We start from the raw sequence: 25,569 nt of genomic DNA, 5'->3' as shown, positions 1-25,569 counted from the left end.
TGCCCGAAGCAGCAATCGCCCCGCGCAGGAGGCACCGCCATGAAGGCCGCCGTCGTCACCAGCTTCACCGAGCCGCTCGAGATCCAGGACGTCCCGGTCCCCACTCCCGGCCCAGGGCAGGTCCTGGTCCGCATCGAGGCCTCGGGCCTGTGCCACACCGACATCCACGCCGCCCACGGCGACTGGCCGGTGAAGCCCACCCCACCGTTCGTCCCCGGGCACGAGGGCGTCGGGATCGTCGAGGCCCTCGGCGAGGGCGTCACGAACCGTGCCGTGGGAGACCGCGTGGCGCTGCCCTGGCTCGGCCACGCCTGCGGGCACTGCCACTACTGCGTGAGCGGCTGGGAGACGCTGTGCGAGGAGCAGCTGAACACCGGGTACTCCATCGACGGCGGGTTCGCGGAGTACGCCGTGGCCGACGCCGCGTACGCCGTGGCGGTGCCCGACGGCATCACGCCGCAAGACGCCGCCCCGCTCACCTGCGCCGGCGTCACGACGTACAAGGCGATCAAGGTCGCGCGCATCCAGCCCACCGAGCGGGTGGCGATCTTCGGCATCGGCGGGCTGGGCCACCTGGCGCTGCAGTACGCCAGGATCGTGGGAGGGACGGTCATCGCCGTCGACGTCGAGCAGTCCAAGCTCGACCTCGCCCGCGAGCTGGGTGCCGACCACCTCGTCAACGCGGCTGAGACCGACCCCGTCGCCGCCATCGAGGAGCTCGGCGGCGCCGATGTCGCGATCGTGCTCGCGGTGATCCCCCGGGTGTTCGAGCAGGCCTTCGAGTCGCTGAGGCGCGGCGGGCGCCTGGTGTGCGTGGGCCTCCCGCCCGAGTCCGACGGCCCCATGGCGCTGCCGATCTTCCCGACCGTCCTCAAGGGCATCTCGGTGATCGGCTCCATCGTGGGCACCCGGCAGGACCTCGCCGAGGTCTTCGACCTGCACGCGCTGGGGCGCACCCGGGTGATCGCGGAGAGCCGCAGTCTCGACGAGGTGAACGAGTGCGTGGCGGAGGTGCTCGCCGGCCGTGCACCCGCCCGCTTGGTGTTCGAGCTGTGACGCCCGCGGGGGCGGCGGTGACCTGAGGCCGTGCCCCTGAGGACCTTGGTCCCTGTCCCGGCCGCGGCACGCGCACCAGGCTGGAGGCACGAAGAGTGTGGCTCCGCCACCGGCCGACGGCCGGCTCGTGCGGCCACCGGGACGGAGAGCCGCCATGTTGGTCCAGGACGTCATGACCGCCGAGCCGGTCACCGTGCGCATCGACAGCTCGGTGAAGGACGCGCTGATCCTGCTCGCCGACCACGGTGTCACCTCGCTGCCCGTGGTGGACGCGGCCGGCCGCATCCGCGGCATGGTCAGCGAGGCGGACCTGATCCGCGAGGCCGTGGCCCGCGACCCCCGGCTCCGCGAGACCCCGCTGCCCCGCGACCGGACCGGCGCGCCCGACTCGGTCGCGGACGTCTACACGCCGCACGCCGTGTCCGTGCGCGGCCGCGACGACCTCGCCGACGCGGTGGAGCTCATGACCTCGACCAGCGTCAAGAGCCTGCCGGTCGTCGACGCCAACGAGCGCGTCGTGGGCATCGTCAGCCGCAGCGACGTCGTCCGCCTGCTCGCCCGCGCGGACAGCGCCATCGAGGCCGAGGTCGCCGAGCTCATGCGCTCCCTGGGCCACGACAGCTGGCTGGTCGAGGTGCAGGACGGGGTCGTGGAGCTGAGCGGGCCCCGCGGGCACAGCGAGGCGGCCATCGCCCGGGTCACTGCCGGCAGCGTCGGGGGCGTCATCGAGGTCCGGGTGGACCAGCAGCCCTGACCGGCGGGCGGCGCCTCTAGGCTGGCCGCACGCCATGCCGACCTCCCACCCTTCCGTCCGCGAGCCCCGGCTGCTGCTCGCCGTCGACGCCCCCTCCCTGCTCCACCGCAACCACCACGCCCGCGTGGCGACCGCGCTGCGCGACCGGGGCGGCCGGCCCGCCTGGGCGCTGCACGGGATGGTGCGGCAGATCCTGGAGGTGATCGACCAGTTCGCCCCCGACGCGGTGGTCTTCGGCTTCGACGACCGGACCGCCTCGGTGCGGACCGAGACCTACCCGGCGTACAAGGCGGGCCGCCGCGAGAAGGACCCCGCCCTGGTGGACCAGCTCCAGCGCTCCGCCGCCCTCCTGGACGCGCTCGGCCTGCACACCGTCACGCCGGCCGGACTGGAGGCCGACGACGTCAGCGCCACCGCCGCGACCTGGGCCGAGGCCGCGGGCTGGGACTGCGTGATCGTGACCTCCGACCGCGACTCCTTCGCCCACATCAGCGCGCGCACCCGCGTGCTGCGGCTGATCGACGGCGGCGTGAACGCCTCCCCGCTGCTCAACCCGGCCCGGCTGCGCACGCTGTACGGCATCGCGGCCGAGCATTACCTGGAGTACGCCGCCCTGCGCGGGGACACCAGCGACAACCTTCCCGGCGTGCCGGGGATCGGCGAGAAGACCGCCCCGGTCCTGCTCGGCCAGATGGGCTCGATGCGCTCCGTGTGGGCCGACATCGACCACTGCGCGGGCGCCAACCTCGTCGCCGCGCTCGACTCCTACTGCGACGAGGAGGGTCTGCGGCGCATCGGTCCCGGGCTGCTGAAGCGACTGACGGCCCCCGGGGCCCGCGAACGCTTCGAGTTCAACCTCGAGATCATGGCCGGGCGCACCGACCTCGACCTCGGGCTGACCCCCGACGTCCCCGGCTCACCCGGCCTGCTGCCGCTCGACCCCGACCGGGTCGCCCAGGTGGTCGGCTACCTCGGCGTCCCGGCCACCACCGACCTCGCCCTGCGCGTGCTCACCGAGCCTCCGGCCTCCTACGACGACGGCCCCCGGACTGCTCCGGAGGCCGTCGTCGTACAGGAGCGGTGACTAGTCGCCGTTGTCCTCTGAGACCAGCCAGTCGCCGTCCTCCTTGACCAAGGTCAGCGTGCCCTTCTCGGTGCTCTTGGTCTCGTCGGAGCCGATGAGCTCCTTGAACTTCTCCTCGTCGTCTCCGGTGTACTCCAGGGTGGCGGAGTAGTCGACCGTCGCCTTGTCCCCGTCCTCCTTGGCGTCCTCGATCTCGAACTCGGCGTCGACGTCGTCGAGGACCGCGCGGAACTCCTCGAAGTCCTCGTTCTCCTCGATCTTCTTCGCGAGATCACCGCAGTTGTCGACCTCGTAGAGCTCGAAGGTGCTCTCCATCAGGTCCTTGGTGCTGAGCTCGCAGACCTTCTGCTGGTCTCCGTCCGCCTGGGCGTTGAGATAGTCCTCCGCCGCGCCCTGGGCACCGCTGCTGCCACCCAGGACGAGGAACAGCACCAGGCCGAGGACGACCACCAGTGCCACGCCACCCCCGATCAGGGCGATCAGCTTGCCCTTGCCCTTGCCGCCGCCGCCGGAGCCGCCCTGCGGCTGCGACTGCCAGGGCTGCTGGCCCGGGTAGCCCTGCTGCGGGTAGCCCTGCTGGGAATAGCCCTGCTGGGCGTAGTCGGCCTGCTGAGGCGTCTGCCAGCCTTGGGTCGGCGGCGCCGAGGGCGGCGGGCCTGAGGGGGGCGGGCTCGAGGGCGGGCTCGAGGGCGGGGGGCCCGAGGGTGCACCCGCGGGCGGAGTGGCGGGTTCGGGGTCACGCGGCGAGGCGACGACGGTCGCGCCCGGGTCCGGCTGCTGCGGGGGCGCGGACGCCGGCGGCGTCGCGCCCGCTGCCGGCATCGTGTGCTCCGTCCACCCGGTCCCGTCCCACCACCGCTGGTTGCCGTGGCCGTCGGGATACCACCCGGCCGGGGTGCTGGGCTGGTTCGGGTCGCTCATGGGCTTCTCCTCGACGGCGGGACGACGACAGTGAGGCGCATCATCACACGCCCGGTGCGGTATGGCACGGGTGGGCCGGACGCCGGTGTGTCTCCGCGTGCAGGTCAGAGGGCGCCGCTGCCGGGCAGCCAGGTGCCGCAGTTGATCGTCTTGGAGTACTCCTCGGCGGTCCAGCCGCCGAGCTTGGTGACGATCGTGAGCCGGTACGACGTAGCGCCGACGTCGATGAGCTGCAGCCCGGTGGTGAGCGAGACCCGCTTGGTGGTCTCGGTGGCCACCGCACGCTGGGTGTTGCCGCGATACAGCGTAGACACGAACGACACGCCCGCCGGCTGCCGGGGGTCCGCGAAGCCGGTGACGTTGACGTCCACGCCCTCGGTGAGGAACCCGATCCGGCAGGTGTAGGTGCCGGTCACGGCGGAGGGCTTCACCAGCTTCGCGGCGCCCACCGTCATCACCGGCGCGCGGCTGTCGGCGAAGCGGGCGAACGCCAGCTGGGGGACGACGAGGAGGCACAGGACCGCCAGGGTCAGCGACACTGCGCGGCGCAGGGTGTCGGACCGGGTCATCGGTGGGCTCCAAGGTGTGGGTTCGCCAGGTCAGGCGGGGGTGTGGTGGTGATGGCACCAGTCTGGCGAGCGATGTTCAAGGGGGCCCTGGGGGCCACCTCAAGGAGTCCTCAAGGTCTGGCATAGTCCCGCCCATGAATGACGCTCGGGGGGCCGAACGCAGGGCAGTCGTGGTCGAGGACGACGAGGACATCCGATCGTTGATCGAGTTCACCTTGACCAGCCAGGGCTTCGAGGTGAGGTCCGTCGCCACCGGCCTCGACGGTGTCGAGGCCGCGCGTACCTTCGACCCCGACCTGGTCACGCTGGACCTCGGCCTGCCCGGCATCGACGGCATCGAGACCTGTCGCCGCATCCGCGAGACCAGCGACGTGTACATCGTCATGATCACCGCCCGCGACGAGGAGATCGACCGACTGATCGGGCTCGAGACGGGAGCCGACGACTTCCTGTCCAAGCCGTTCAGTCCGCGCGAGCTCCAGGCGCGGGTCAACGCTCTCTTCCGCCGGCCCCGGCGTGCGACCGCGACTCCCGAGCCCTCCGGCCAGGCGCTGGCCGGCCCGGACAACGAGGTGCTCGGCCACGGTCCCCTCCGAGTCGACGTCGACGGCCGTCGTGCCTTCCACGGCGAGGCCGAGCTGCCGCTGACCCGCACCGAGTTCGACCTGCTCACCGAGCTGATGCGGACACCGGCCCGGGTCTGGACCCGCGAGGCCCTGCTGCGCTCAGTCTGGGGCACCGACTGGGCAACCGACACCCACCTCGTGGAGGTCCATGTCGGCAACCTGCGGCGCAAGCTCGGCGAGGCCGCCTCGCTGGTCCGCACCGTCCGCGGCGTCGGCTACCGCATGGACACGCTGTAGCCGCGACGTCGTCACGGACCCGCCCAGGTACGACGACAGTGCGAGGTCGGTGCGGTCGGCGACAGCCGGGATGAGCCGGGCGCGGGCCCCGGCGCCGAACAGGTCGCCGGTGCGGAGCCGGCCGGCGACGTGGGAGGCCAGGTCGAACAGCTCGTGCGCCCCGACGATGCCGGAGGAGACGCGCAGGCTCAAGGCCGCGTCGTGCGCCCCGTCGAGGTCTCCCTCGGCGATCGTGGCCACCAGCCGACCCACGCGCTGGGGCAGGAGCCGGCGGTAGGTGTGCGCGAACCGCTCCATGAAGGGACGGTCCGCCACGTCCACCGCCAGCCGGTTGAGCGCGCTCGGGTGGAAGACGCTCATGCGTCGACCGTCTCGTCCTCGTCGTCGTTGCTGCGGCCCCAGATGCTGGTCAGGCCGAGGAGGATCAGTCCCCCGACGGCGACCCACTTCACGACATGGTGGACGACCGGTGACCGCATGGCGCGGATGACATGGCCGACCTCGGGCACCACCGCCTGGACCTCCCAGACCGTGTCCTCCTCCAGGACGGCGGTCCAGGGGTCGACGTTCGGGTTGGCATCGCCCTTGGTGCGAATGGAGATGGTGCCGTCGGCGGCGCGGTCGACCTCGGTGATGCGGTGGGTCTCGACGCGGTGGTCCTCGATCGGGATCTGGTAGGAGATCACGTCGCCGACCTTGATGTCCGCGGCGGGGCGGGGCGCGGTCACCACGACGTCACCCGGCGAGATGTCGGGCTCCATGGAGCCGGTGAGCATCGTCGACGTGCGGTAGCCGAGCACGTGCGGCCCGATGGCCAGGAACAGGAACGCGACCATGCTGACGACCATCAGCAGGCTAAGCAGCAGGCTCACCAGCCGGCGCAGCAGGCCCGGCCGCCGCGGGGGTTGGCTGCCCGCCCCCGGCCCGTCCGCTGACAGGGCCGAGGACGGGGGCGAGGGGGCCGGGCGGGTGACCGGAGTGACGGCTGACCGGGTGGTCGGGACCGCGCGGTGGCGTCCGCCGGCGGCGATGACGTTGCTCATGGTCTGCCCCTTCTCGGTCAGTCTCGTTCAGGCTCGGTCAGTGGTGGGGCCGGTCACTTGTGGGCAGCGGCCCGCTGGGTCGCGTCGAAGGTGAAGGTGATCGTGTTGCTCAGGCCCTGGAAGGTGTTGTCCGCCGCGGTGGGCAGCGACAGCGAGATCCGCAGGTTCGCGGCCCGACCCGCAGCGTTGAGAGCCGTAGTGGCCGCGCCGAGGTCGAGGTTGGCGCCGACCACGGGGCGAGCGGCGACGACGCTGCTGACGGTGCCGGCGCAGGTGAGCTCGTTGCTGGCGGCCGCCTTGACCCAGCCGCTGGCGCACAGGTCGACCGCGAGCTGCAGGCCGGTGGCCTGGTCGCTGCTGAGCTTGTTGGCGGTGCCGGCGCTGGTGGTGAGCTTGACCGAGCCGAAGGTCTCGGTGTCGCTGGAGCGGTTCAGGACGACGGCGCGCTGGACGGTGTCGCCGGGGACCAGCTCGTTGGCGGCGACGGTGGTGCCGAGGGCACTGTGCTGGGTGAGGTCGAGCTCGACCTTGCCGGTGGCGACCGACTGGTTGGCCGTGGTCGTGTCGGTGAAGCCACCGAAGGTGCCCATACCGGCGACGGAAGCGGCGCCGGCGACGAGGACGACGGAGGCGAGGACCTTGGCGGAGGTGGCGTGGAGGGCGGGAGTGAACATGAGGTGCTCCTTGGGGTTCTGGGTTCGTGAGGGGGTTTCCCTGATGACCAGAACTCTGCCGGGGCCAGATCAAGGCACCCGATGGCGAACTCCTCAGGTTTCCTCAAGCAACCCGCAAGACCCCCTGCCCCGTTCGTGAGCCACGCCACAGGACGCGTGGGGTTTGGGCGGGTCGGGCCCGGGCATCACCACCGCGCGCGCCCTTCCGTCACGCCGAGCTCGGCCTCTCTCGCCAGTCCGCATCCCGGGGGCGGACTGCCTCACCGGCGTCGGCGGCGGGCGCGCCGTTCGCGCGGGGCCCACACGCAAGCGAACCAGGACGCGACCCCTGGGGGGCAGTCGGCCGCGTCCTGGCTCTGACCCGATTCTCTCACAGGTCGCGCTCAGAAGCCCACGCCTAGCTCAGGTCCAGAAGACCCGCTCGACCACCCCGCTGGCGCGGCGCATGCGGCGCAGGTAGTCGTTGACCATCTCGTCCGTCGCCCCGGCCGGGTAGCCGAGCACCCGCGCCACGGCCGCCCGCTGTCGCGGGTCGCGGGGCAGCTCCTCTCCCGGCTTGCCGCGGACGAGCGTGACGGCGTTGCGCACCCGGCTCACCGTGCGCCAGCCCTCGGTGAGCACGGTGGCGTCCTCCTCGGAGATCAGCCCGGCCTCGCGCGCCCCCGCGAGCGCGCCGAGCGTCTGCGGCGTACGCAGCCCGGGGACCCGGCCCGCGTGCTGCATCTGCAGCAGCTGGACGGTCCACTCGATGTCGGCGAGTCCGCCGCGGCCGAGCTTGAGGTGCAGCTTCGGGTCGGCACCGCGCGGAAGCCGCTCGTGGTCGATGCGGGCCTTGATCCGGCGCACCTCGACGACGTCGTCCTCCGAGATGCCCTCGGCGGGGAACCGCAGCGGGTCGATGAGCTCGGTGAAGCGCCGGCGCACGTCGGCGTCGCCCACGACCGCGTCGGCGCGCAGAAGTGCCTGCGCCTCCCACACCTTCGACCACTTCGCGTAGTAGGCCGCGTAGGAGTCCAGCGTGCGCACCAGCGCTCCCTGCTTGCCCTCCGGGCGCAGGTCCGCGTCCACCTGCAGCGGCGGGTCGCCGCCGGGCAGCGCGAGGAGGCGGCGGATCTCGTGGGCGACTGCCTGCGCGTACGACGTCGCCTGCTGCAGGTCGACGCCCGGCACCGGCTCGTGCACGAACAGGACGTCGGCGTCGCTGGAGTAGGAGAGCTCGAAGCCGCCGTAGCGGCCCATGGCGATGATCGCGATCCGAGTGGGGGTCTCCTCGAGCCCGCGCTGCTCGCGCACGGTGCGGGCGGCGACGTGCAGCGTCGCCTCGAGCGTGGCGTCGGTCAGCCGCGAGAGTCCCTGCCCCACGTCGGCGACGTCGGTGAGGCCCAGCGCGTCGCCGGCCGCGATCCGGTAGAGCTCTCGGCGGCGTACGGCGCGGATGGCACGCACCGCCTTCTCCAGGTCCTCGTGGCGCCCCGCGGCGGCCAGCATCTCCTGCGCGACCGGGTCCGCCGCCCGCGGGCTCAGGTCCTCCCCCAGCATCTGCACGCCGAGGGGCTCGCGCTCCAGCAGGCTCGCCACGTAGCGCGACGAGGACAGCAGGTGCGCGAGCCGCTCAGCCACCTGCCCCTCGTCACGCAGCGTCTTGAGATACCACGGGGTGCGGCCGAGGGCCTCGCTGAGCCGCCGGAAGCCGAACAGGCCGGCGTCCGGGTCGGGTCCCTCGGCGAACCAGTCCAGCATCGCCGGCAGCAGCGCCCGCTGGATGGTGGCCGTCCGCGACACCCCGCTGGTGAGCGCCTCCAGGTTTCGCAGGGCCGCCTTCGGGTCGTCGTAGCCCAGCGCCGCGAGGCGCGCCCCGGCCGCCTCGGAGGACAGCCGCGCCTCGGGACCCGGGATGCTGGCGACCGCGGTGAGCAGCGGGCGGTAGAACAGCTTCTCGTGCAGGCGACGCACCTCGCGGCGGTGGTGCTCCCACGCGCGGTCGAGCGACTGGACCGGCTCCTTGAGGAAGCCCATGCTGCGCCCGAGCCGCCGCAGCGAGCGCTCGTCGGACGGTACGACGTGGATGCGCCGCAGCTGGAAGAGCTGGATGCGGTGCTCGAGGGTCCGCAGGAACGCGTACGCCTCGTGCAGCGCCTCCCCGTCCTCGCGCCCGACGTAGCCACGCTCGGTGAGCCGGGCCAGGGCGCTGAGCGTCGTCGGCCGCCGGATCTCCTCGTCCATGCGGCCGTGCACGAGCTGCAGCAGCTGGACCGCGAACTCCACGTCGCGCAGCCCGCCGGAGCCGAGCTTGAGCTGGCGGTCGGCCTCGCGGGCCGGGATGTGCTCGACGACCCGGCGCCGCATCGCCTGCGCGTCGGCGACGAAGCCCTCCCGCTCGGCGGCACGCCAGACCATCGGCGAGACCATCTCGACGTACTCCCGGCCCAGGGCCAGGTCGCCGGCGACCGGACGGGCCTTGAGCAGCGCCTGGAACTCCCAGGTCTTGGCCCACCGCTCGTAGTACCCCCGGTGGCTCGCCAGGGTCCGCACCAGCGGCCCGGCCTTGCCCTCCGGCCGCAGGGCGGCGTCCACCGGCCAGATCGTCCCCTCACCGGTGTGGTCGGAGCAGACCCGGATCAGCTGGCTGGCCAGCTGGGTGGCGGCGCGCAGCGCGGCCTGCTCGTCGGCACCGTCGACCGGCTCGTAGACGAAGATGACGTCCACGTCGGAGACGTAGTTGAGCTCGTGGCCGCCCAGCTTGCCCATGGCGATCACGCCCAGCCGGGCCAGCGCGCTGGCCTCCCCCACGCGCTGCCGCGCGATCGCCAGCGCCGCCTCGAGCGTGCCCGCGGCCAGGTCGGACAGCTCGGCGGCCGTGTCGTCGATGCCGACGGCGTGGGCCAGGTCGCGCGCTGCGAGACGCAGGAGCACCCGGCGGTACTCCACGCGCAGGGCGTCGACCCCGTCCCCCTCGGGCAGCGTGGCCGTGGGCTGCTCGTCGCTCGGGTCGGCCCCGACGGCCGCCAGCAGCTGCTCCCGTACGGCGAACGCCGGCGGGCGGGTGGACCCCAGGAGTGGATCGGTGAGCTCGCGCCACTGCTCCGGGTGGCGCACCAGGTGGTCGGCCAGCGCGGTGCTGGCACCGAGCACCGACAGGAGCCGCATCGCGGTGCCCTCGTCGTCGACGAGCGCCTCGAGCAGCTGGTCGGGGTCGTCGACGCTCTCGTGCAGCCTGACCAGCTCGTGCAGCGCGATGTCGGGGTCGGCCGTGCGGCCAATCAGCGCCAGCAGCGGGTCCGCCGCGCCACCGAGCTCGCCAAGGTGAGCCAGCGCGGCGTCGGTGTCGATGAACCCGAGCCGCAGCAGGCTGCCCTTGGTCGTGCTCGCGCGGATCACGCGCCACCGGACCGAGGGGACGACCCGGGAGCAAGGATCTCGGCCCACGCGAAGGCCAGCGGACGCCAGGCCTGCGTGAGCTCGCCGGCGGCGGCCCCGACGGCGGACAGCAGCGCCTCCTGGTCCACGCCGCGCAGGACGTGGGCGTCGCGGTCGTCCTCGGCCCACGGGCGCAGGGTCTGCTCGTCGACCTCGGGGTGCAGCTGGAGGCCCCACATGCGGGGGCCGAACCGCGCCGCCTGGAGCTCCCCGGCGGAGGTCTCCGCCAGGACGGTGGCACCGTCGGGCAGCCGGGTGACCACGTCGTCGTTCCAATGCACTCCCCGGCGCCACGACGCGAGGGTCGCCGTGAGCTCGTCGGCGGCCGCCTCGCGGGTCCAGCCGACCTCCAGCAGGCCCAGCTGCTGCCCTCGGGGGTTGCGCTCGACCCGGCCGCCCAGGGCGGAGGCCACGAGCTGGTGGCCCAGACAGATCCCCAGGGTCGGCAGGCCCGTCGCCCGGGCCTCGCGCAGCCGCTGCTTGAGCGGAGCGAACCACGGAACCGAGTCGTCCTCCGCGGACTGCGGCCCGCCGAGCACCAGCAGCGCGTCGTACCCGGCCGGATCGGGCATGGGCTCACCGGCGTAGGGCCGCGCGACCTCCAAGGTGCAGCCGGCCTCGAGCAGCCAGTCGCCGACGAGCGCGGGTGGGCACTCGTCGTCGTGCTGGACGATCAGAACCGACGGCATGACGACCCGGTCAGATCACCGGCAGCATCTGGTCGCGCTCGAAGGTGGAGACCTGGCCGCGGTACTCGTCCCACTCGGCGCGCTTGTTGCGCAGGAAGAAGTCGAAGACCTGCTCCCCCAGCGTCTCCGCCAGCAGCTCGGAGTCCTCGGCGATCGCGATGGCGTTCTGCAGGCTCGTGGGCAGCGGCTCGATGCCGAGGCTGGTGCGCTCACGCTCCGTCAGCGACCAGACGTCGTCCTCGGCCTCGCGCGGCAGCTCGTAGCCCTCCTCGATCCCCTTCATCCCGGCCGCGAGCACGACGGCGTAGGCCAGGTAGGGGTTGCAGGCGGCGTCGAGGGTCCGCAGCTCGATCCGCGTCGACTGGCCCTTGAGGGGCTTGTACATCGGCACCCGGATCATCGCGGAGCGATTGTTGTGGCCCCAGCAGATGTAGGACGGAGCCTCGCTGCCGAACATCATCCGCTTGTAGCTGTTGACCCACTGGTTGGTGACGACGCTGATCTCGCGCGCGTGGGTGAGGATGCCGGCGATGAACTGGCGGCCGGTCCTGGAGAGCTGGTACTCCGCTCCGGGCTCGTAGAAGGCGTTCTCGTCGCCCTCGAAGAGCGAGACGTGGGTGTGCATGCCGGAGCCGGGGTGGGTCGTGAACGGCTTGGGCATGAACGTCGCCCACACGCCCTGGCTCAGGGCGACCTCACGGATGACGGTGCGGAAGGTCATCACGTTGTCGGCCGTGGTGAGCGCGTCGGCGTAGCGCAGGTCGATCTCCTGCTGGCCCGGGCCGTGCTCGTGGTGGCTGAACTCCACGGAGATGCCCATCGACTCGAGCATGCTGATCGCCTCGCGGCGGAAGTCGGCGCCACGCGACTGGGCGGTGTGGTCGAAGTAGCCGCTGCGGTCGACCGGCACCGGCTCGGCGCCGGGCACCGGGCTGTCCTTGAACAGGTAGAACTCGATCTCGGGGTGGGTGTAGAACGTGAACCCCTTGTCGGCGGCCTTGCTCAGCGTGCGCTTGAGCACGTTGCGCGGGTCGGCGTACGACGGGGCGCCGTCGGGCATCACGATGTCGCAGAACATCCGCGCGGTCGACGGACCGTCGCCCTCGCGCCACGGCAGGATCTGGAAGGTCGAGGGGTCCGGCTTGGCGAGCATGTCGGACTCGTAGACGCGCGCGAAGCCCTCGATCGAGGACCCGTCGAAGCCGATCCCCTCGGAGAAGGCGCCCTCGAGCTCGGCCGGCGCGATCGCGACCGACTTCAGTGAGCCCAACACGTCGGTGAACCACAGCCGCACGAAGCGGACGTCACGTTCCTCGAGAGCGCGGAGTACGAAGTCCTCTTGCTTGCCCATGTGGCCAGCCTAGGGCCAACCGCACCCGGCCGGTGGCCAGGTGGTGCCCACGCGGACGCCGCCCCGCACGACCCGGTGTGTCAGCGGGTCAGTCTCGCGACGCAGACCTCACCGCTGGCCGGCGTGGCCGTCACGATGAAGGTGTCACTGCCGTCCTCGTCCCCGGCGACCTCCACGTCGAGCTCGGCGTCGGAGTCGGTACGTCGCTCGCCCTCGAGCAGGACAGTGTCCCCCTGCTCCACGACGATCCGCCACGTCTCGTCGGGGGACTCGCTCGTCAGCTCGTAGGAGACTTCGAGCTGGCCGTCGTCCCTCTCCACGGTCAGCTCGTAGGAGACCGGACCGCAGTCGCCGCGCTCGCGAGTGGTGCCGTCGCGACCCGCGTCGTCGCGCAGGATCAGCCAGCCGCCGATCACCACCGCCGCCACCACGACGACCACGCCGATCGCGATCAGGACCGTCCGAGTCATGCCGTCACCTCCGTCGCCTTGTCATGATGACATGGGTGACCAAGATCACTCGGGGATGTTGCGCTCGATCTCGGCAAGCCAGCTGTCGGGCTTGGCGTCCGACGGCATCCGCCAGTCGCCACGAGGTGACATGGTGCCCCCCGCGCTGACCTTGGGGCCGTTGGGCAGGGCCGAGCGCTTGAACTGGCTCATGAAGAACCGCTTGGTGAAGACCACCAGCCAGTGCTTGACCGTGGCCAGGTCGTAGGCGACCCGGCGCTCCTCGGGGAAGCCGGGGGGCCACTCCCCCTCCGCGGCGTCTCGCCAGGCGTGCCACGCCAGGAAGGCGATCTTGCTCGGCCGCTGGCCGTAGCGGATCGTGTGGAAGAGCGTGAAGTCCTGCAGCGAGTAGGGACCGACGGTGTCCTCGGTGGCCTGGGGCTTCTTGCCCTCCTCGGTCGGCACCAGCTCGGGGGTGATCTCCTGCTCCAGGATGCCGCGCAGCAGCTCGTTGGTCTCCTCGTCGAACTGCCCCGAGTCGGCCACCCAGCGGATCAGGTGCTGCACGAGGGTCTTGGGCACGCCGGCGTTGACGTTGTAGTGCGACATCTGGTCGCCGACGCCGTAGGTGCACCAGCCGAGCGCCAGCTCGGACAGGTCGCCGGTGCCGACCACGATCCCCTTGCGGTGGTTGGCGATGCGGAAGAGGTAGTCGTAGCGCAGGCCGGCCTGGACGTTCTCGAACGTCACGTCGTAGACGGGCTCGCCCTCGGCGAAGGGGTGGTCGATGTCGGCCAGCATCTGCCGCGCGGCCGGGCGGATGTCGAGCTCCTCGAACGTCACGCCGAGGCTCTTGGCCAGGCGGGTGGCGTAGGACTTCGTGACGTCGCCGGTCGCGAAGCCCGGCATCGTGATCGCCTGGATGTCGCTGCGGGGGCGCCCGAGGCGGTCCATCGCGCGGGCGATGACGATGAGGGCGTGCGTCGAGTCCAGCCCGCCGCTCACGCCGATGACCGGCCTGGTGTCCCCGATCGCCTGGACCCGCTGCTCCAGGCCGGACACCTGGATGTTGTAGGCCTCGTAGCAGTCCAGTGCCAGCCGGGCCGGGTCGTCGGGCACGAACGGGAAGCGGTCGACCTTGCGCCGCAGCCCGAGGTCGCCGGCCGGCGGCTGGAGCTCGAAGGTGATCCGGCGGAACTCCGCGACGCGACCGGCCAGCGTGCGCCGGTTGTCGTCGACGGTGCCCTGCCGCATCCGCTCCTGGCGGATCCGGTCCAGGTCGACGTCGGCGACCGAGCGCCGTGCCTCGTCGGGGAAGCGCTCGCTCTCGGCGAGCAGGTCGCCGCACTCGTAGATCATCGTCTGCCCGTCCCAGGACAGGTCGGTCGTCGACTCCCCCTGCCCCGCGGCGGCGTAGAGATAGGCCGCGGAGCACCGCGAGCTCTGGCTGCGCACGAGCAACCGACGGTCCTCGGCGCGCGCCACGGTGATCGGGCTGCCCGAGAGGTTGGCGAGGACGGTCGCCCCGGCCAGCGCGGCCTCGGCACTCGGCGGCACCGGGACCCACAGGTCCTCGCAGATCTCGACGTGCAGCTCGAGCCCGCGCACGTCGGTCGCGGAGAAGATCAGGTCCGGCCCGAACGGCACCCTCTCCCCGTTGAGCAGGGTCGTGGAGCCGCGGGTGTCGTCGCCCGGCGCGAACCAGCGGCGCTCGTAGAACTCCCGGTACGTCGGCAGGTAGCTCTTCGGTGCGACCCCCAGGACCCGACCGCGGTGGATGACGACGGCGCAGTTCATGACCCGCGATCCGTGCACCAGCGGAGCCCCCACCACGATCACCGGCAGCAGGTCGCGCGACTCCTCGACGATCGTGGCGATCGCCGCCTCGGTCGCCTCGAGCAGCGTGTCCTGCAGGAAGAGGTCGTCGACGGAGTACCCCGTCAGCCCCAGCTCGGGGAACAGCGCCACCGCCACGCCCTCGTCGTGGCACAGCCGCGCCTGCTCCAGCACCCGCCGCGCATTCGTGGCGGGGTCCACGATCGCCACGGGCAGCGTGCACGCCGCCACCCGCGCGAAGCCATGTGCGTACGCCGAGTAGAAGTCCACGCCCGCGAGTCTAGGGATCCACGCCACCCCCCGCCGGTCGAGGTGCCACGCCCCCCTCTCGGTGGTCGAGGTGTGAGGAGCGCCAGCGACGAGCCTCGAGACCCGGTGAGTCGACAAGCAGCCCGGGGGTGCGGCGATCGGGTCGCGGGGGTCTCGAGGCTCAGGCGTTGCACGCCTTCGCACCTCGACCACCGAACGGGGGCGCGTCCTTCTCGGTGGTCGAGGTGCGAGGAGCGCCAGCGACGAGCCTCGAGACCTGGTGAGCCGACAACCAGCGTGGGGTACGACGGTCGGGTGGCGGGGGTCTCGAGGCTCAGGCGGTGCACGCCTTCACACCTCGACCACCGAGACGCGAAAGTTCCGAGACCCCTTGTGGATAAGGGCATTCTCGGCGCCTCGACTGTCGGTGGCGGGTGCTTGAGTAATCCCATGACCAGCACCGGACCCGACCAGAGCAGGCAGCTGCTCGACGGTGTCCGCGCGCACACCCAGGCCGCGATCGAGGCCGAGCTCGGCCGCGTCCACCTCGTCCATGACTGGTGCTCGCTGCATGAGACCCACGACGAAGACGACGCCGCGTTCGGCGACCACGGCATCCCGCTCGCGGGACCCGGCGCCCCCTGGGTGTCGGAGTTCGCGGTGATGGAGCTCGGCGCCGCCTTGGGGATGTCCACCGACTCCGCCAAGCGCTACGTCGCGCCGCCCTCGAGATCCGATACCGCCTCCCCAGGATCTGGGCCCGCGTCGAGGCCGGTCAGCTCGGGTTCTGGAAGGCCCGCTGGATCGCCGAGCACACCATGTGCCTGCCGATGGCGGGTGCCGCGTTCGTGGACCAACAGGTCGGCTACTGCACAAGGTCTCCTACGCCGAGGTCGAACGCCAGATCACCACCGCGATGGCCAGGTTCGACCCCGAGCAGGCCGAGAAGCTACGCCGCCAGGCCGCCGACGGACGCAAGCTCGACATCCACACCGACCACCTGTCCCTCGAAGGCACCATCGACGTGTCCGGGACCCTGGACGCCCAAGACGCCCTCGACCTCGACACCGCGATCAACCGCCTCGCCGCGCACCGGAAGGCCGCCGGGTCCACCGAGTCGTTGGACGTACGACGCGCCCAGGCCGCCGGTGACCTCGCCCGCGGCCAGGACACGCTGCCCTTCGACCAGGACGCCCAGGACGCCCAGGAGCGTGAGGGTGGTTTCGAGACAGGACTTCGTCCTTCCTCAACCACCGAGGGCATCAAGATCACCCGGGTCATCGACCTGCACATCCACCAGGCCGGCGTGTTCGGAGACCCCCACGCCACCGTCGGACGAGCCGGGCGCAAACCGGTGCTCCTCGAGACCATCCGCGAGTGGTGCGGCGCACCCGACACCGTCATCAACCTCAAACCCGTCAGAGACCTCGCCGAGCACCTCCACGTCGCCGGCTACGAGCACCCCCACCGGCTGGTCGAGCAGGACGACCTCATCGACCACCACTGCGTGTTCCCCTGGTGCACCAGAGCGGCCGAGCGGTGCGACCACGACCACGTCACCCCCTACCAACGCGGTGGACCGACCTGCTCGTGCAACTCCGCACCCCTGTGCCGAGGGCACCATCGCTTGAAGACCCACGGCCGCTGGACCTACGACGTGGTGGACCGCGGCACCTATGTCTGGCACTCACCCCACGGCCACACCTACCGCCGCGACCACACCGGCACCGAACCCCTCCCACCACCAAGCAGCCAGAGACCCTGACCGCCCCCCACCCCGCCACCGGCGGGGCCACGGGCATGCCCGGCCAAGCGCTCAGGCGCTACGGCGCCACGGCGACCAGCGGACGTCCGACGCCCAGAGCTCGGCCGCCTCCATCACCAGGTCGCAGACCGGGTCCTTCACGGCGTAGCAGGCGTCGACGTCGTCCGGCTGTCGTCGAGCGAGCGACTCCTTGATCTCGCCTACGCCGCCGCGCTGGTCGGCGAGTGCCTCAGGTAGTCGCCGCCGTTGAGTCCGGCCGTTGAGTCCCGCCGATGAGTCCCGCCGATCGGACCGGTCTCCACCGTCACCGCACCTACCCGAAGGAGACCGCCATGACCACCATCTCGCCCTGTCTGTGGTTCGACGACAACCTGGAGGAGGCCGCGACGTTCTACACGGGGATCTTCCCCAACGCCTCGGTGGGACACCTCGCCCGCCTGCCCAACGGGGACGTGATGGCGGGCGAGTTCGACCTGGACGGCCTGACGTTCCGCGGGATCAACGGCGGGCCGATGCACGCGCACTTCACCGAGGCGGTGTCGTTCAGCGTGACCTGCCGCGACCAGGCCGAGGTCGACCACTACTGGGACTCGCTGTGCGACGGCGGCGAGGAGTCGATGTGCGGGTGGCTCAAGGACCGGTTCGGGCTGTCCTGGCAGATCGTGCCGACCCGGTTGTTCGAGCTGCTGTCCGACCCGAGCCCCGCCCGTGCCCAGGCGGCGTCGGAGGCCATGCTGGGCATGCAGAGGATCGTGGTCGCCGACCTCGAGGCGGCGGCGAACGCTGTCGGGTGACCGGTGACACAGCGCGCCCGACCGCTAGCCCGGGCTAGCCTGGCACGGTCCGTGGACTCCATCAGGGAGCCCTTCGAGACGGTTGCTGCGCAACCTCCTCAGGAACCACCGCAGATGACGCGATTGGAGCTCGACGATGAGCACTCCCACCCCGGAGGAGCCCGCGCCCTACGGCAGCGGCCCGACCCAGCCCGGCGCTCAGGCGGCCACCGCGATCAAGCGGGTGCGCACCCATCACCTGCGCGAGCTCAAGGAGCGCGGTGAGCGGTTCTCGATGCTGACCGCCTACGAGCAGTACGCCGCCCAGACCTTCGACGAGGCCGGCATCGAGGTGCTTCTCGTCGGCGACTCCGCGAGCAACAACGTCTACGGCAACGAGACCTCGCTCCCGGTCACGGTCGACGAGATGATCCCCCTGACCCGCGCCGTGACCCGGTCGGTTCACCGGGCGCTCGTGGTGGGCGATCTCCCCTTCGGCAGCTACCAGGCCTCGCCCGAGCAGGCCTACCTGACCGCCGTCCGGTTCATGAAGGAGGGCGGCGCCCACGCGGTCAAGCTCGAGGGCGGCGTCGAGATGGTGCCGCAGATCGAGCGGCTCACCCGGGGCGGCGTCCCGGTGATGGCCCACATCGGCTTCACCCCCCAGTCCGAGCACGCCCTCGGCGGCTACCGCGTCCAGGGCCGCGGCGACACCGGCTCCCGCGTGCTCGCCGACGCGCTCGCCGTGCAGGAGGCCGGGGCCTTCGCGGTCGTCATGGAGATGGTGCCCGGTGACGTCGCCGGCCAGGTCACCAAGGAGCTGTCGATCCCGACGATCGGCATCGGCGCCGGCGCCGACTGCGACGCCCAGGTCCTCGTCTGGCAGGACGCGTTCGGCCTGCGCACCGGCCGCATGGCGAAGTTCGTGAAGCAGTACGCCGACCTGCACGGCGTCATGCTCGAGGCGGCGCGCGCGTACGACGCCGACGTCAAGGCGGGCACCTTCCCCGGGCCCGAGCACACGTTCTGATGGGCGAGACTTGCCAATGACCCGGCGTCGCCGACCGGTTACCTTCTGCCCATGCGCCTGACCACTCTCGGAATCCTGCTCAGCCTGCTGCTCGCGGGTGCTCCCGCCGTGGCCGCGCCCGCGCCCGATGACACCGGGAGCGCCGCGTCCGAGCGCCGCGCAGTGCCCCGCCTCGTCGTGACCAAGCGCGTGGTCGGCCTCAGCAAGCCCTGGGACGTGAAGGTCCTGCCCGGCGGTGAGCTCCTCATCAGCGAGCGCAACACTGCCCGCATCATCGTCACGGGCAAGGGCGGCAAGCGGGTCGTGCGGTTCCCCTCGCGCCAGGTCTGGCGCTCGAACGAGACCGGTCTGTCCTCCCTCGAGGTCGACCCGGGCTTCGCCAAGAACCGGCGCTTCTACACCTGCTCCGGGGGCTTCCTCAAGGGCGGCGGCCACGACGTGCGGGTCAACGTCTGGACGCTGAACAAGCAGCTGACGCGGGCGCGGTTCGTGCGCAAGCTCATCGGCGGCTTCCCGACGTCGACCGGCCGCCACGGCGGGTGCCGGCTGCTGATCACCGAGGACGGCTCGATGCTGATCGGCACCGGCGACGCCGCGGTCGGCACCCACCCGCGCAACCTCGACTCCCTCGGGGGCAAGACTCTGCGCGTCAACCGCTTCTCGGGCAAGCCCTGGCCGACGAACCCGTTCGTCGGCGCCGACACCCGCCGCCGCTTCGTCCACACCTTCGGCCACCGCAACGTCCAGGGCCTCGCCCAGCGCCGCGACGGCAGCCTGTGGTCGGTCGAGCACGGCTCCACCCGCGACGACGAGGTCAACAAGCTCGTCAACGGCGGCGACTACGGCTGGCACCCGGTCCCCGGCTACAACGAGTCGGTGCCCATGACCGACCAGGGTCTGCCGGGTCAACAGATCGCCGCGAAGTGGCGCTCTGGCAGTCCGACGGTGGCCACCTCCGGCGCCGCGTTCGTGTACGGCGAGAAGTGGGGGGCGCTCAACGGCGCCCTCGCGGTGGCCGCGCTCAAGGCCTCGCGCGTGCTGTTCCTGACCTTTGACGCGACGGGCAAGCTCGTCCGCAAGCGCGTCCCCGCCGCCCTCACCCGCTTCGGCCGGCTGCGCTCGGTCACCGTCGCCCCCAACGGCGACCTGCTCATCACCACCGACGCCGACCGCGGGAAGGGCGCCGTCCTGCGCGTCCGTCCGGCGTCGTAGGTCTCGACACGCTCGCTGCGCTCACGGCTCGACCACCGAGGCCAGCCCGCCGCTCTCGCGGCGACCACCGAAGGACTCGTTGGTCGAGCCGGGCGAGCGCCAGCGAGCCCGCGTCGAGACCCCCTGCGCTCGCGGCCCCGGGCGCTACCCGGACCAGCCGAGGAGCGCGCCCCCGGCGTTGAGCGCGGCGAACCAGAGCACCACCGAGAGCAGCCCCACCCACGGCAGGCGCTGCGGGTGCGGCGTCCACCACGCACAGCAGACCAGCAGGAGCACCAGCCACACGAGCAGCAGCACGGCGACACCCCAGGGCGGCGCGAGCATCCCGCTGGCGGCGTACAGGAAGAACGACGCGGCCATGAGGCCCATCCCGACGAACGGCCACGGAGACACGGCCCGCGGCGGGGTCGAGCGTCGGCGACGGGTGAACACCCGGATCGTCAGTCCTCGACCTTGCGGTCGTCGTTCCAGTCCGGGTCGTTGTCCCACTGCTCGGTGCGCTCGGCGGCCTTGTCCAGCGCCCGCGAGGCGTCGGTCTCGGTCTCGTAGGGACCGAGGCGGTCCTTGTTGGGACAGCCGTCCTCACCCTCGACGCGGCCGTGCTTGAGGCAGTACCAGAACTCGCTCATGCGGCTGAAACTACACTCGTCGCCCGTGACCTCCTCCGACCTCGCCCGCGTCGGTGTCGCGCCGGGCGCGGTCTCGCCGCGCCGGCCGGTGCCGGCGCACATCGCGCGACCCGAGTACGTCGACCGGCCGGCACCCGCCGCCTTCACCGGCTCGGAGGTCAAGGACGCCGGCACCATCGAGCGGATGCGCGCGGCCGGCCGGCTCGCCGCCCAGGCCCGCGACCTCGTGGGCGCCCACGTGGAGCCCGGCGTCACCACCGACGAGCTGGACCGGATCGGCCACGAGTTCCTGTGCGACCACGGGGCCTACCCCTCGACGCTGGGCTACCGGGGCTTCCCCAAGTCGCTGTGCTCGAGCGTCAACGAGGTCGTCTGCCACGGGATCCCCGACGACCGGCGGGTGGCGGACGGCGACATCGTCAACATCGACGTCACCGCCTACCTCGACGGCGTCCACGGTGACACCAACGCGACCTTCCTCGCCGGCGACGTCGCCGAGGAGACCAGGCTCCTGGTGGAGCGGACCCGCGAGGCCCTCGATCGGGGCATCCGGGCGGTGCGGCCGGGACGGCGGATCAACGTCATCGGCCGGGTGATCGAGTGCTTCGCCCGGCGCCACGGCTACGGGGTGGTCCGCGAGTTCACCGGCCACGGCATCGGCACCGCCTTCCACAGCGGGCTGGTGGTCCCCCACTTCGACACCGACGCCTACGACGAGGTGATCGAGGTCGGGATGACGTTCACGATCGAGCCGATGCTCAATCTCGGCACCCACGAGTGGGAGATGTGGGACGACGGATGGACGGTCGTCACCCGCGACCGGCGCCCCTCGGCGCAGTTCGAGCACACGCTGCTGGTGACGCCGACCGGCGCCGAGGTGCTGACCCTCTCCTGACCGATGGCGGCAAGCCGCGCGCCGCGACATCCCAGCGACACATGGGCTTTGTAGGTTGAGCCCATGAACGCGATGTTCCAGGGATACGGCTCGGGCGGGCCGGCGTACGACGAGATGTTCGACGGCGACGCCCTCCGTCCGCCGTACCTCCGGCTGCGCGAGTCGCTGCAGACCATGTCCACGCCGGACCTGGTCGCGCGCGTCGAGGCGCTGCAGGCCAGCTACCTCGACCAGGGCGTCACCTTCGACATCGGTGGGGAGGAGCGGGCCTTCCCGCTCGACATCCTGCCGCGCGTGATCGAGATGGACACCTGGACCACCATCGAGAGCGGCGTGCAGCAGCGGGTGCGCTGCCTGGAGGCGTTCCTCGCCGACGTCTACGACGCCGGGCAGGTCTTCGACGACGGCGTCATCCCGCGCCAGGTCATCGCCACGTCGTCGCACTACCACCGCGAGGCGGCCGGCGTACGCCCCGCCAACGGCGTGCGCGTGCACGTCTCCGGCATCGACCTGATCCGCGACAACGAGGGTGAGTTCCGCGTGCTCGAGGACAACGTGCGGGTCCCCTCGGGGGTCTCGTACGTGATGACCAACCGTCGCGCGATCTCCGCCGCGCTGCCCGAGACGATCGCGGAGCACCGCATCCGGCCGGTCGCGGCGTACCCGCAGCGGCTGCTGGCCGCGCTGCGCGCCGCCGCTCCCGCCGGCGTCACCGACCCGACCGTCGTCGTCCTGACGCCCGGCGTCTACAACGGCGCCTACTTCGAGCACGCGCTGCTGGCGCGGACCATGGGTGTCGAGCTCGTCGAGGGTCGCGACCTGGAGTGCCAGCGCGGCCGGGTGATGATGCGGACCACCAAGGGCCCGGAGCCGGTGCACGTGATCTACCGCCGGGTCGACGACGAGTTCCTGGACCCGGTGCACTTCCGCGCCGACTCGATGCTCGGCTGCCCGGGCATGATCGACGCCGCTCGTGCCGGCAACGTCACGCTGGCCAACGCCGTCGGCAACGGCGTGGCCGACGACAAGCTGGTCTACACCTACCTGCCGGACCTGATCCGCTACTACCTCGGCGAGGAGCCGGTGCTCAAGAACGTCGACACCTGGCGCCTGGGGGACGCCGAGGCCCGCGAGGAGGTGCTCGACCGGCTCGACGAGCTCGTCTGCAAACCCGTCGACGGCTCCGGCGGCAAGGGCATCGTGATCGGGCCGGCCGCGACCCGCGCGGAGCTCGACGAGCTGCGCGCCAAGGTGCTGGAGGACCCGCGCTCCTGGATCGCGCAGCCGGTGGTCCAGCTCTCGACGGTGCCGACGTTCGTCGACGGCAAGCTGGGGCCGCGCCACGTGGACCTGCGCCCGTTCGCCGTCAACGACGGCCACCGCGTCTGGGTGCTCCCGGGCGGCCTGACCCGGGTGGCGCTGGCGGAGGGCGAGCTGATCGTCAACTCCTCGCGCGGCGGTGGCTCCAAGGACACCTGGGTGCTGGCCGGACCCAAGGCCCCCGCGCCGCCGGCTCCGGCCGTCGACGAGGCCAGACCACCGAGCCCGCCACCCTCGACCCCCTCCGACGAGGGTCCGGCGATGGTGGACCTCAAGAACCAGGCCGAGCAGCAGCAGCAGGGACGGAAGGCGTCATGCTGAGCCGGATCGCGGAGTCGATGTTCTGGATCGGGCGCTACGTCGAGCGCGCGGAGGACACCGCCCGCATCCTCGACGTGCAGACCCAGCTGCTGCTGGAGGACAACTCCCTCGACGAGGACGCCACCTGCCGCGGGCTGCTCTCGATCATGGGCGTCGAGGACGAGCCCACCAGCGCCGTCGGGGTGACCCTGGTCCTGGACCAGCTGGCCTACAGCCCCTCCTCCCCCGTCTCGATCGCCTCCGCGCTGGCCGCGGCCCGCGAGAGCGCGCGCCGGGCGCGCGAGACCCTCTCGGTGCCGATGTGGGAGGCCATCAACACGACGTACCGGGCGATCCCCAGCGGCCAGTTCCACGCCCTGCGCCCGCCCGGCATCTTCCAGTGGGTGCGCGAGCGGGCGGCGCTGATCAACGGCACCGCCGACGCCACGATGACCCGCGACGAGGGCTGGCACTTCCTGATGCTCGGGCGCTGCGTCGAGCGCGCCGACATGACGTCGCGGTTGATCGCCACAGCCTCGCTCTCGCACGGGGCCCCGTGGGCGTCGACGCTGCGGGCCTGCGGGGCCTACGAGGCGTTCCTGCGGACCTACCGAGGCATGGAGACCGATCGCGGGGCCGCGGAGTTCCTGCTGCTGGACCGGCTGTTCCCGCGCTCGGTGGTGTTCTCGCTCAACCGGGCCGAGCAGTGCCTGGACAACCTGGAGTCCGCCGGCCCGCGCGCCGGCTTCCAGAACGAGGCGCAGCGGCTGCTCGGCCGCATGCGCGCGGAGCTGGAGTACCGCTCCCTCTCCGACGTGCTGCACGACCTGCCCACCGAGATGGAGCGGCTCCAGCGCGCGTGCGCGCTCGCCACCGAGGCCGTCACCCGTCGCTACTTCGCCGGCGCCGAGGCACTGACCTGGCAGGGAGTCGTCTGATGCAGATCCGGATCGCGCACACCACCGCCTTCGAGTACGACGGCAAGGCGGTCGCCTCCTACAACCAGGCCCGCCTCACGCCGCTGACCACGCCGGAGCAGATCGTGCTCCACACCCGGCTCGAGGTGTCCCCGAGCCCGTGGACCTACCAGTACCGCGACTACTTCGGCACGCTGGTCACCTCCTTCGAGGTGGTCGACCCGCACGACGCGATGACCGTCACCGCGACCTCGACGGTGCAGACCCAGCGGCCGGTCTCGCGACCCCCCACCCTCTCGTGGGCCGCGCTCGGGGCGCGGGAGGTCGCCGATCGCTGGACCGAGTACCTCACGCTGCCCGACATCGTCGAGCCGCCTGCCGACTTCGCCCAGCGGGCCAAGCAGATCGCCGCCGACCACGAGCTGCCCGGCGACGCCGCGCGCGACCTGTGCGCGATGGTGCACGACGAGGTGGAGTACCTGCCGGGCGCGACCGACGTACAGACCCACGCGGCGACCGCCTGGCAGCAGCGTGCCGGCGTCTGCCAGGACATGGTGCACCTGGTCATCGGCGGGCTGCGCTCGGTCGGCATCCCGGCGCGCTACGTGTCGGGCTACTTCCACCCGATCGACGAGCCCGTCGTCGGCGACCACGTCACCGGCGAGTCGCACGCCTGGGTGGAGTGGTGGGACGACGGCTGGCACGCCTTCGACCCGACCAACGACACCACGCCCGGCGATCGGTACGTCGTCGTCGCCACCGGACGCGACTACCGCGACGTCAAGCCGCTCAGCGGCATCTACTCCGGCGCGCAGACCTCGCGCATGACCGTCGAGGTGTCCCTGACCCGCCTGGCGTGACGGGCCGGTGGTCTCGCGCCGGCCGTCCCCAATCGTGGGGATATGGGGCGAGAACCGCCAGCGCGGGGCCGAGTCGAGACGTGCCCTGGGTGGGCGACCGCGTGCCCCGCGGTCCTGTCGTCCACGGAGGAGTCTCGCGATGCGCACCACCGGTCCTGGTCCACGGCCCGTGCGGGTCCTGCTCGGAGCCGCGCTGACCGCGCTGCTGGCGCTGGTCGTCGGAGTCGTCTGGACGCTGTGGCCGCACTCGGCCTCCGCCCCGGAGCGCCGCGAGTCGGCTTCGTCGGCTTCGTCCAGGGGCCCCTCGTCGGAGGCGCCCGCTCCCGCCCCCTCCACGCCCATGTCCCCGGCGCCGGACACCGATCCCTCCTCGGGCTCCCTCGACCCGGTCCCCTACGAGGAGGTCACCCCACAGCCGGCCGTCCCGCTGTCGGCCACCGCCGACTTCGGCACCGGTCTGACCCTGGCGGTCCTCGAGTCCGAGGCGGTGCGCAGCGAAGCCAGCGGCCCCGGTGAGATCTCCGCACCGGCGCTACGGCTGACCATGCGCCTCCGCAACGCCTCGAGCGAGCCGATCGACATCGAGGGAATGGTCGTGACCCTCGAGTACGGCTCGGCCCGCACACCGGCGGTCGATGTGCGTCAGCCCGGTGGGGCGCCGTTCGGCGGGGTTCTGGCGCCCGGAGCGACGGCCCGCGGCGTCTACGTCTTCAACGTCCCCGCGAGCGAGCGCAAGCAGGTCCGGGTCGTCACCAGCTACACAGGCGCGGCACCCACCGTGGTGCTCACCGGCTCCCTGTCGTGACCACGAAGGTCGTCCGAGAACCGAATCAGAAGGATGGGCCGATGACGCTGACTGCACTCGATCGCCGAGGGAGCCGTCGCCCCGGGCTTCGGCTCCGACTCCTCGCCG

At 71.9% G+C, this 25,569-nt stretch carries 25 protein-coding genes; 13 read left to right on the top strand and 12 right to left on the bottom strand.

What is annotated here, in order from left to right:
* The first annotated feature begins 39 nt into the window (after positions 1 to 39).
* The 3 genes from adhP (at position 40) to LRP67_RS15535 (ending at position 2,894) form a co-directional block, all read left to right on the top strand.
* Positions 40 to 1,056 (top strand): alcohol dehydrogenase AdhP, encoded by a 1,017-nt coding sequence (gene adhP, locus LRP67_RS15545; RefSeq protein ID WP_231271078.1) that lies wholly within the window; start codon positions 40 to 42, stop codon positions 1,054 to 1,056.
* Positions 1,057 to 1,210: 154 nt separating this feature from the next.
* Positions 1,211 to 1,810, top strand: a complete 600-nt coding sequence (locus LRP67_RS15540; RefSeq protein WP_231271077.1) for an HPP family protein — start codon at positions 1,211 to 1,213, stop codon at positions 1,808 to 1,810.
* A gap of 34 nt (positions 1,811 to 1,844) precedes the next feature.
* The gene (locus LRP67_RS15535) at positions 1,845 to 2,894 is read left to right on the top strand and encodes a 5'-3' exonuclease H3TH domain-containing protein (protein ID WP_231271076.1); all 1,050 of its coding nucleotides are present in this window, start codon (positions 1,845 to 1,847) and stop codon (positions 2,892 to 2,894) included.
* On the opposite strand, the gene LRP67_RS15530 is transcribed toward LRP67_RS15535, so the two are convergent.
* Complete coding sequence (locus LRP67_RS15530) at positions 2,895 to 3,815, bottom strand: DUF2510 domain-containing protein (protein WP_231271075.1); 921 nt, start codon at positions 3,813 to 3,815, stop codon at positions 2,895 to 2,897.
* A gap of 104 nt (positions 3,816 to 3,919) precedes the next feature.
* Positions 3,920 to 4,384, bottom strand: coding sequence for a hypothetical protein (locus tag LRP67_RS15525; protein WP_231271074.1), 465 nt, complete (start codon positions 4,382 to 4,384; stop codon positions 3,920 to 3,922).
* 134 nt (positions 4,385 to 4,518) lie between these two features.
* On the opposite strand from LRP67_RS15525, the gene LRP67_RS15520 reads away from it, so the two are divergent.
* Positions 4,519 to 5,247: a response regulator transcription factor gene (locus tag LRP67_RS15520; RefSeq protein ID WP_231271073.1), complete on the top strand. Its 729-nt coding sequence runs from the start codon at positions 4,519 to 4,521 to the stop codon at positions 5,245 to 5,247.
* A 356-nt stretch (positions 5,248 to 5,603) separates the two neighbouring features.
* On the opposite strand, the gene LRP67_RS15515 is transcribed toward LRP67_RS15520, so the two are convergent.
* The 8 genes from LRP67_RS15515 to LRP67_RS15480 form a co-directional block, all read right to left on the bottom strand.
* Positions 5,604 to 6,290, bottom strand: coding sequence for a signal peptidase I (locus tag LRP67_RS15515; RefSeq protein ID WP_231271072.1), 687 nt, complete (start codon positions 6,288 to 6,290; stop codon positions 5,604 to 5,606).
* A gap of 53 nt (positions 6,291 to 6,343) precedes the next feature.
* Positions 6,344 to 6,964: a TasA family protein gene (locus tag LRP67_RS15510; protein ID WP_231271071.1), complete on the bottom strand. Its 621-nt coding sequence runs from the start codon at positions 6,962 to 6,964 to the stop codon at positions 6,344 to 6,346.
* Between the two features lie 402 nt (positions 6,965 to 7,366).
* Entirely contained in the window at positions 7,367 to 10,342 is a 2,976-nt protein-coding gene (locus tag LRP67_RS15505) for a bifunctional [glutamine synthetase] adenylyltransferase/[glutamine synthetase]-adenylyl-L-tyrosine phosphorylase (protein ID WP_231271070.1), read from the bottom strand.
* Positions 10,339 to 11,070, bottom strand: coding sequence for a type 1 glutamine amidotransferase (locus LRP67_RS15500; protein WP_231271069.1), 732 nt, complete (start codon positions 11,068 to 11,070; stop codon positions 10,339 to 10,341). The genes LRP67_RS15505 and LRP67_RS15500 overlap by 4 nt, the downstream gene beginning before the upstream one ends.
* Before the next feature lie 10 nt (positions 11,071 to 11,080).
* Positions 11,081 to 12,421, bottom strand: a complete 1,341-nt coding sequence (locus tag LRP67_RS15495) for a glutamine synthetase family protein (protein WP_231271068.1) — start codon at positions 12,419 to 12,421, stop codon at positions 11,081 to 11,083.
* Positions 12,422 to 12,501: 80 nt separating this feature from the next.
* Positions 12,502 to 12,891 carry a hypothetical protein gene (locus LRP67_RS15490; RefSeq protein ID WP_231271067.1) on the bottom strand — a complete coding sequence of 130 codons (390 nt, stop codon included), beginning with the start codon at positions 12,889 to 12,891 and terminating at the stop codon, positions 12,502 to 12,504.
* 45 nt (positions 12,892 to 12,936) lie between these two features.
* Positions 12,937 to 14,976 carry an NAD(+) synthase gene (locus tag LRP67_RS15485; RefSeq protein ID WP_231271066.1) on the bottom strand — a complete coding sequence of 680 codons (2,040 nt, stop codon included), beginning with the start codon at positions 14,974 to 14,976 and terminating at the stop codon, positions 12,937 to 12,939.
* A 330-nt stretch (positions 14,977 to 15,306) separates the two neighbouring features.
* Entirely contained in the window at positions 15,307 to 15,567 is a 261-nt protein-coding gene (locus LRP67_RS15480; RefSeq protein ID WP_231271065.1) for a hypothetical protein, read from the bottom strand.
* Positions 15,568 to 15,871: 304 nt separating this feature from the next.
* On the opposite strand from LRP67_RS15480, the gene LRP67_RS15475 reads away from it, so the two are divergent.
* The 4 genes from LRP67_RS15475 (at position 15,872) to LRP67_RS15460 (ending at position 19,735) form a co-directional block, all read left to right on the top strand.
* A complete protein-coding gene (locus tag LRP67_RS15475; protein WP_231271064.1) occupies positions 15,872 to 16,720 on the top strand; it encodes an HNH endonuclease signature motif containing protein in 849 nt (282 codons plus the stop codon).
* Positions 16,721 to 17,052: 332 nt separating this feature from the next.
* The gene (locus LRP67_RS15470) at positions 17,053 to 17,514 is read left to right on the top strand and encodes a VOC family protein (RefSeq protein ID WP_231271063.1); all 462 of its coding nucleotides are present in this window, start codon (positions 17,053 to 17,055) and stop codon (positions 17,512 to 17,514) included.
* Positions 17,515 to 17,650: 136 nt separating this feature from the next.
* Positions 17,651 to 18,523: a 3-methyl-2-oxobutanoate hydroxymethyltransferase gene (panB, locus tag LRP67_RS15465; RefSeq protein ID WP_269211658.1), complete on the top strand. Its 873-nt coding sequence runs from the start codon at positions 17,651 to 17,653 to the stop codon at positions 18,521 to 18,523.
* 51 nt (positions 18,524 to 18,574) lie between these two features.
* Positions 18,575 to 19,735, top strand: coding sequence for a sorbosone dehydrogenase family protein (locus LRP67_RS15460; RefSeq protein ID WP_231271062.1), 1,161 nt, complete (start codon positions 18,575 to 18,577; stop codon positions 19,733 to 19,735).
* A gap of 144 nt (positions 19,736 to 19,879) precedes the next feature.
* Here the strand turns inward: LRP67_RS15460 and LRP67_RS15455 are convergent, their stop codons facing one another.
* Complete coding sequence (locus tag LRP67_RS15455; RefSeq protein WP_231271061.1) at positions 19,880 to 20,167, bottom strand: hypothetical protein; 288 nt, start codon at positions 20,165 to 20,167, stop codon at positions 19,880 to 19,882.
* 8 nt (positions 20,168 to 20,175) lie between these two features.
* A complete protein-coding gene (locus LRP67_RS15450) occupies positions 20,176 to 20,364 on the bottom strand; it encodes a hypothetical protein (RefSeq protein WP_231271060.1) in 189 nt (62 codons plus the stop codon).
* Between the two features lie 25 nt (positions 20,365 to 20,389).
* Between LRP67_RS15450 and map the strand changes: the two genes are divergently transcribed.
* The 5 genes from map (at position 20,390) to LRP67_RS15425 (ending at position 25,461) form a co-directional block, all read left to right on the top strand.
* On the top strand, positions 20,390 to 21,259 hold the full coding sequence (map, locus tag LRP67_RS15445) for a type I methionyl aminopeptidase (RefSeq protein WP_231271059.1): 870 nt from the start codon (positions 20,390 to 20,392) through the stop codon (positions 21,257 to 21,259).
* Between the two features lie 63 nt (positions 21,260 to 21,322).
* Positions 21,323 to 22,900 carry a circularly permuted type 2 ATP-grasp protein gene (locus LRP67_RS15440; RefSeq protein ID WP_231271058.1) on the top strand — a complete coding sequence of 526 codons (1,578 nt, stop codon included), beginning with the start codon at positions 21,323 to 21,325 and terminating at the stop codon, positions 22,898 to 22,900.
* The gene (locus LRP67_RS15435) at positions 22,894 to 23,817 is read left to right on the top strand and encodes an alpha-E domain-containing protein (protein WP_231271056.1); all 924 of its coding nucleotides are present in this window, start codon (positions 22,894 to 22,896) and stop codon (positions 23,815 to 23,817) included. Before LRP67_RS15440 ends, LRP67_RS15435 begins: the two co-directional genes overlap by 7 nt.
* Entirely contained in the window at positions 23,817 to 24,656 is an 840-nt protein-coding gene (locus LRP67_RS15430) for a transglutaminase family protein (RefSeq protein WP_231271054.1), read from the top strand. Before LRP67_RS15435 ends, LRP67_RS15430 begins: the two co-directional genes overlap by 1 nt.
* 139 nt (positions 24,657 to 24,795) lie before the next feature.
* A complete protein-coding gene (locus LRP67_RS15425) occupies positions 24,796 to 25,461 on the top strand; it encodes a hypothetical protein (protein WP_231271053.1) in 666 nt (221 codons plus the stop codon).
* Positions 25,462 to 25,569: the final 108 nt, after the last annotated feature.

It is taken from the genome of Nocardioides sp. cx-169 (genome assembly GCF_021083605.1).
Classification (GTDB): domain Bacteria; phylum Actinomycetota; class Actinomycetes; order Propionibacteriales; family Nocardioidaceae; genus Nocardioides.
Note: the sequence above shows the minus strand (reverse complement) of the source record. Positions and strands in the feature narration are given on the sequence as shown.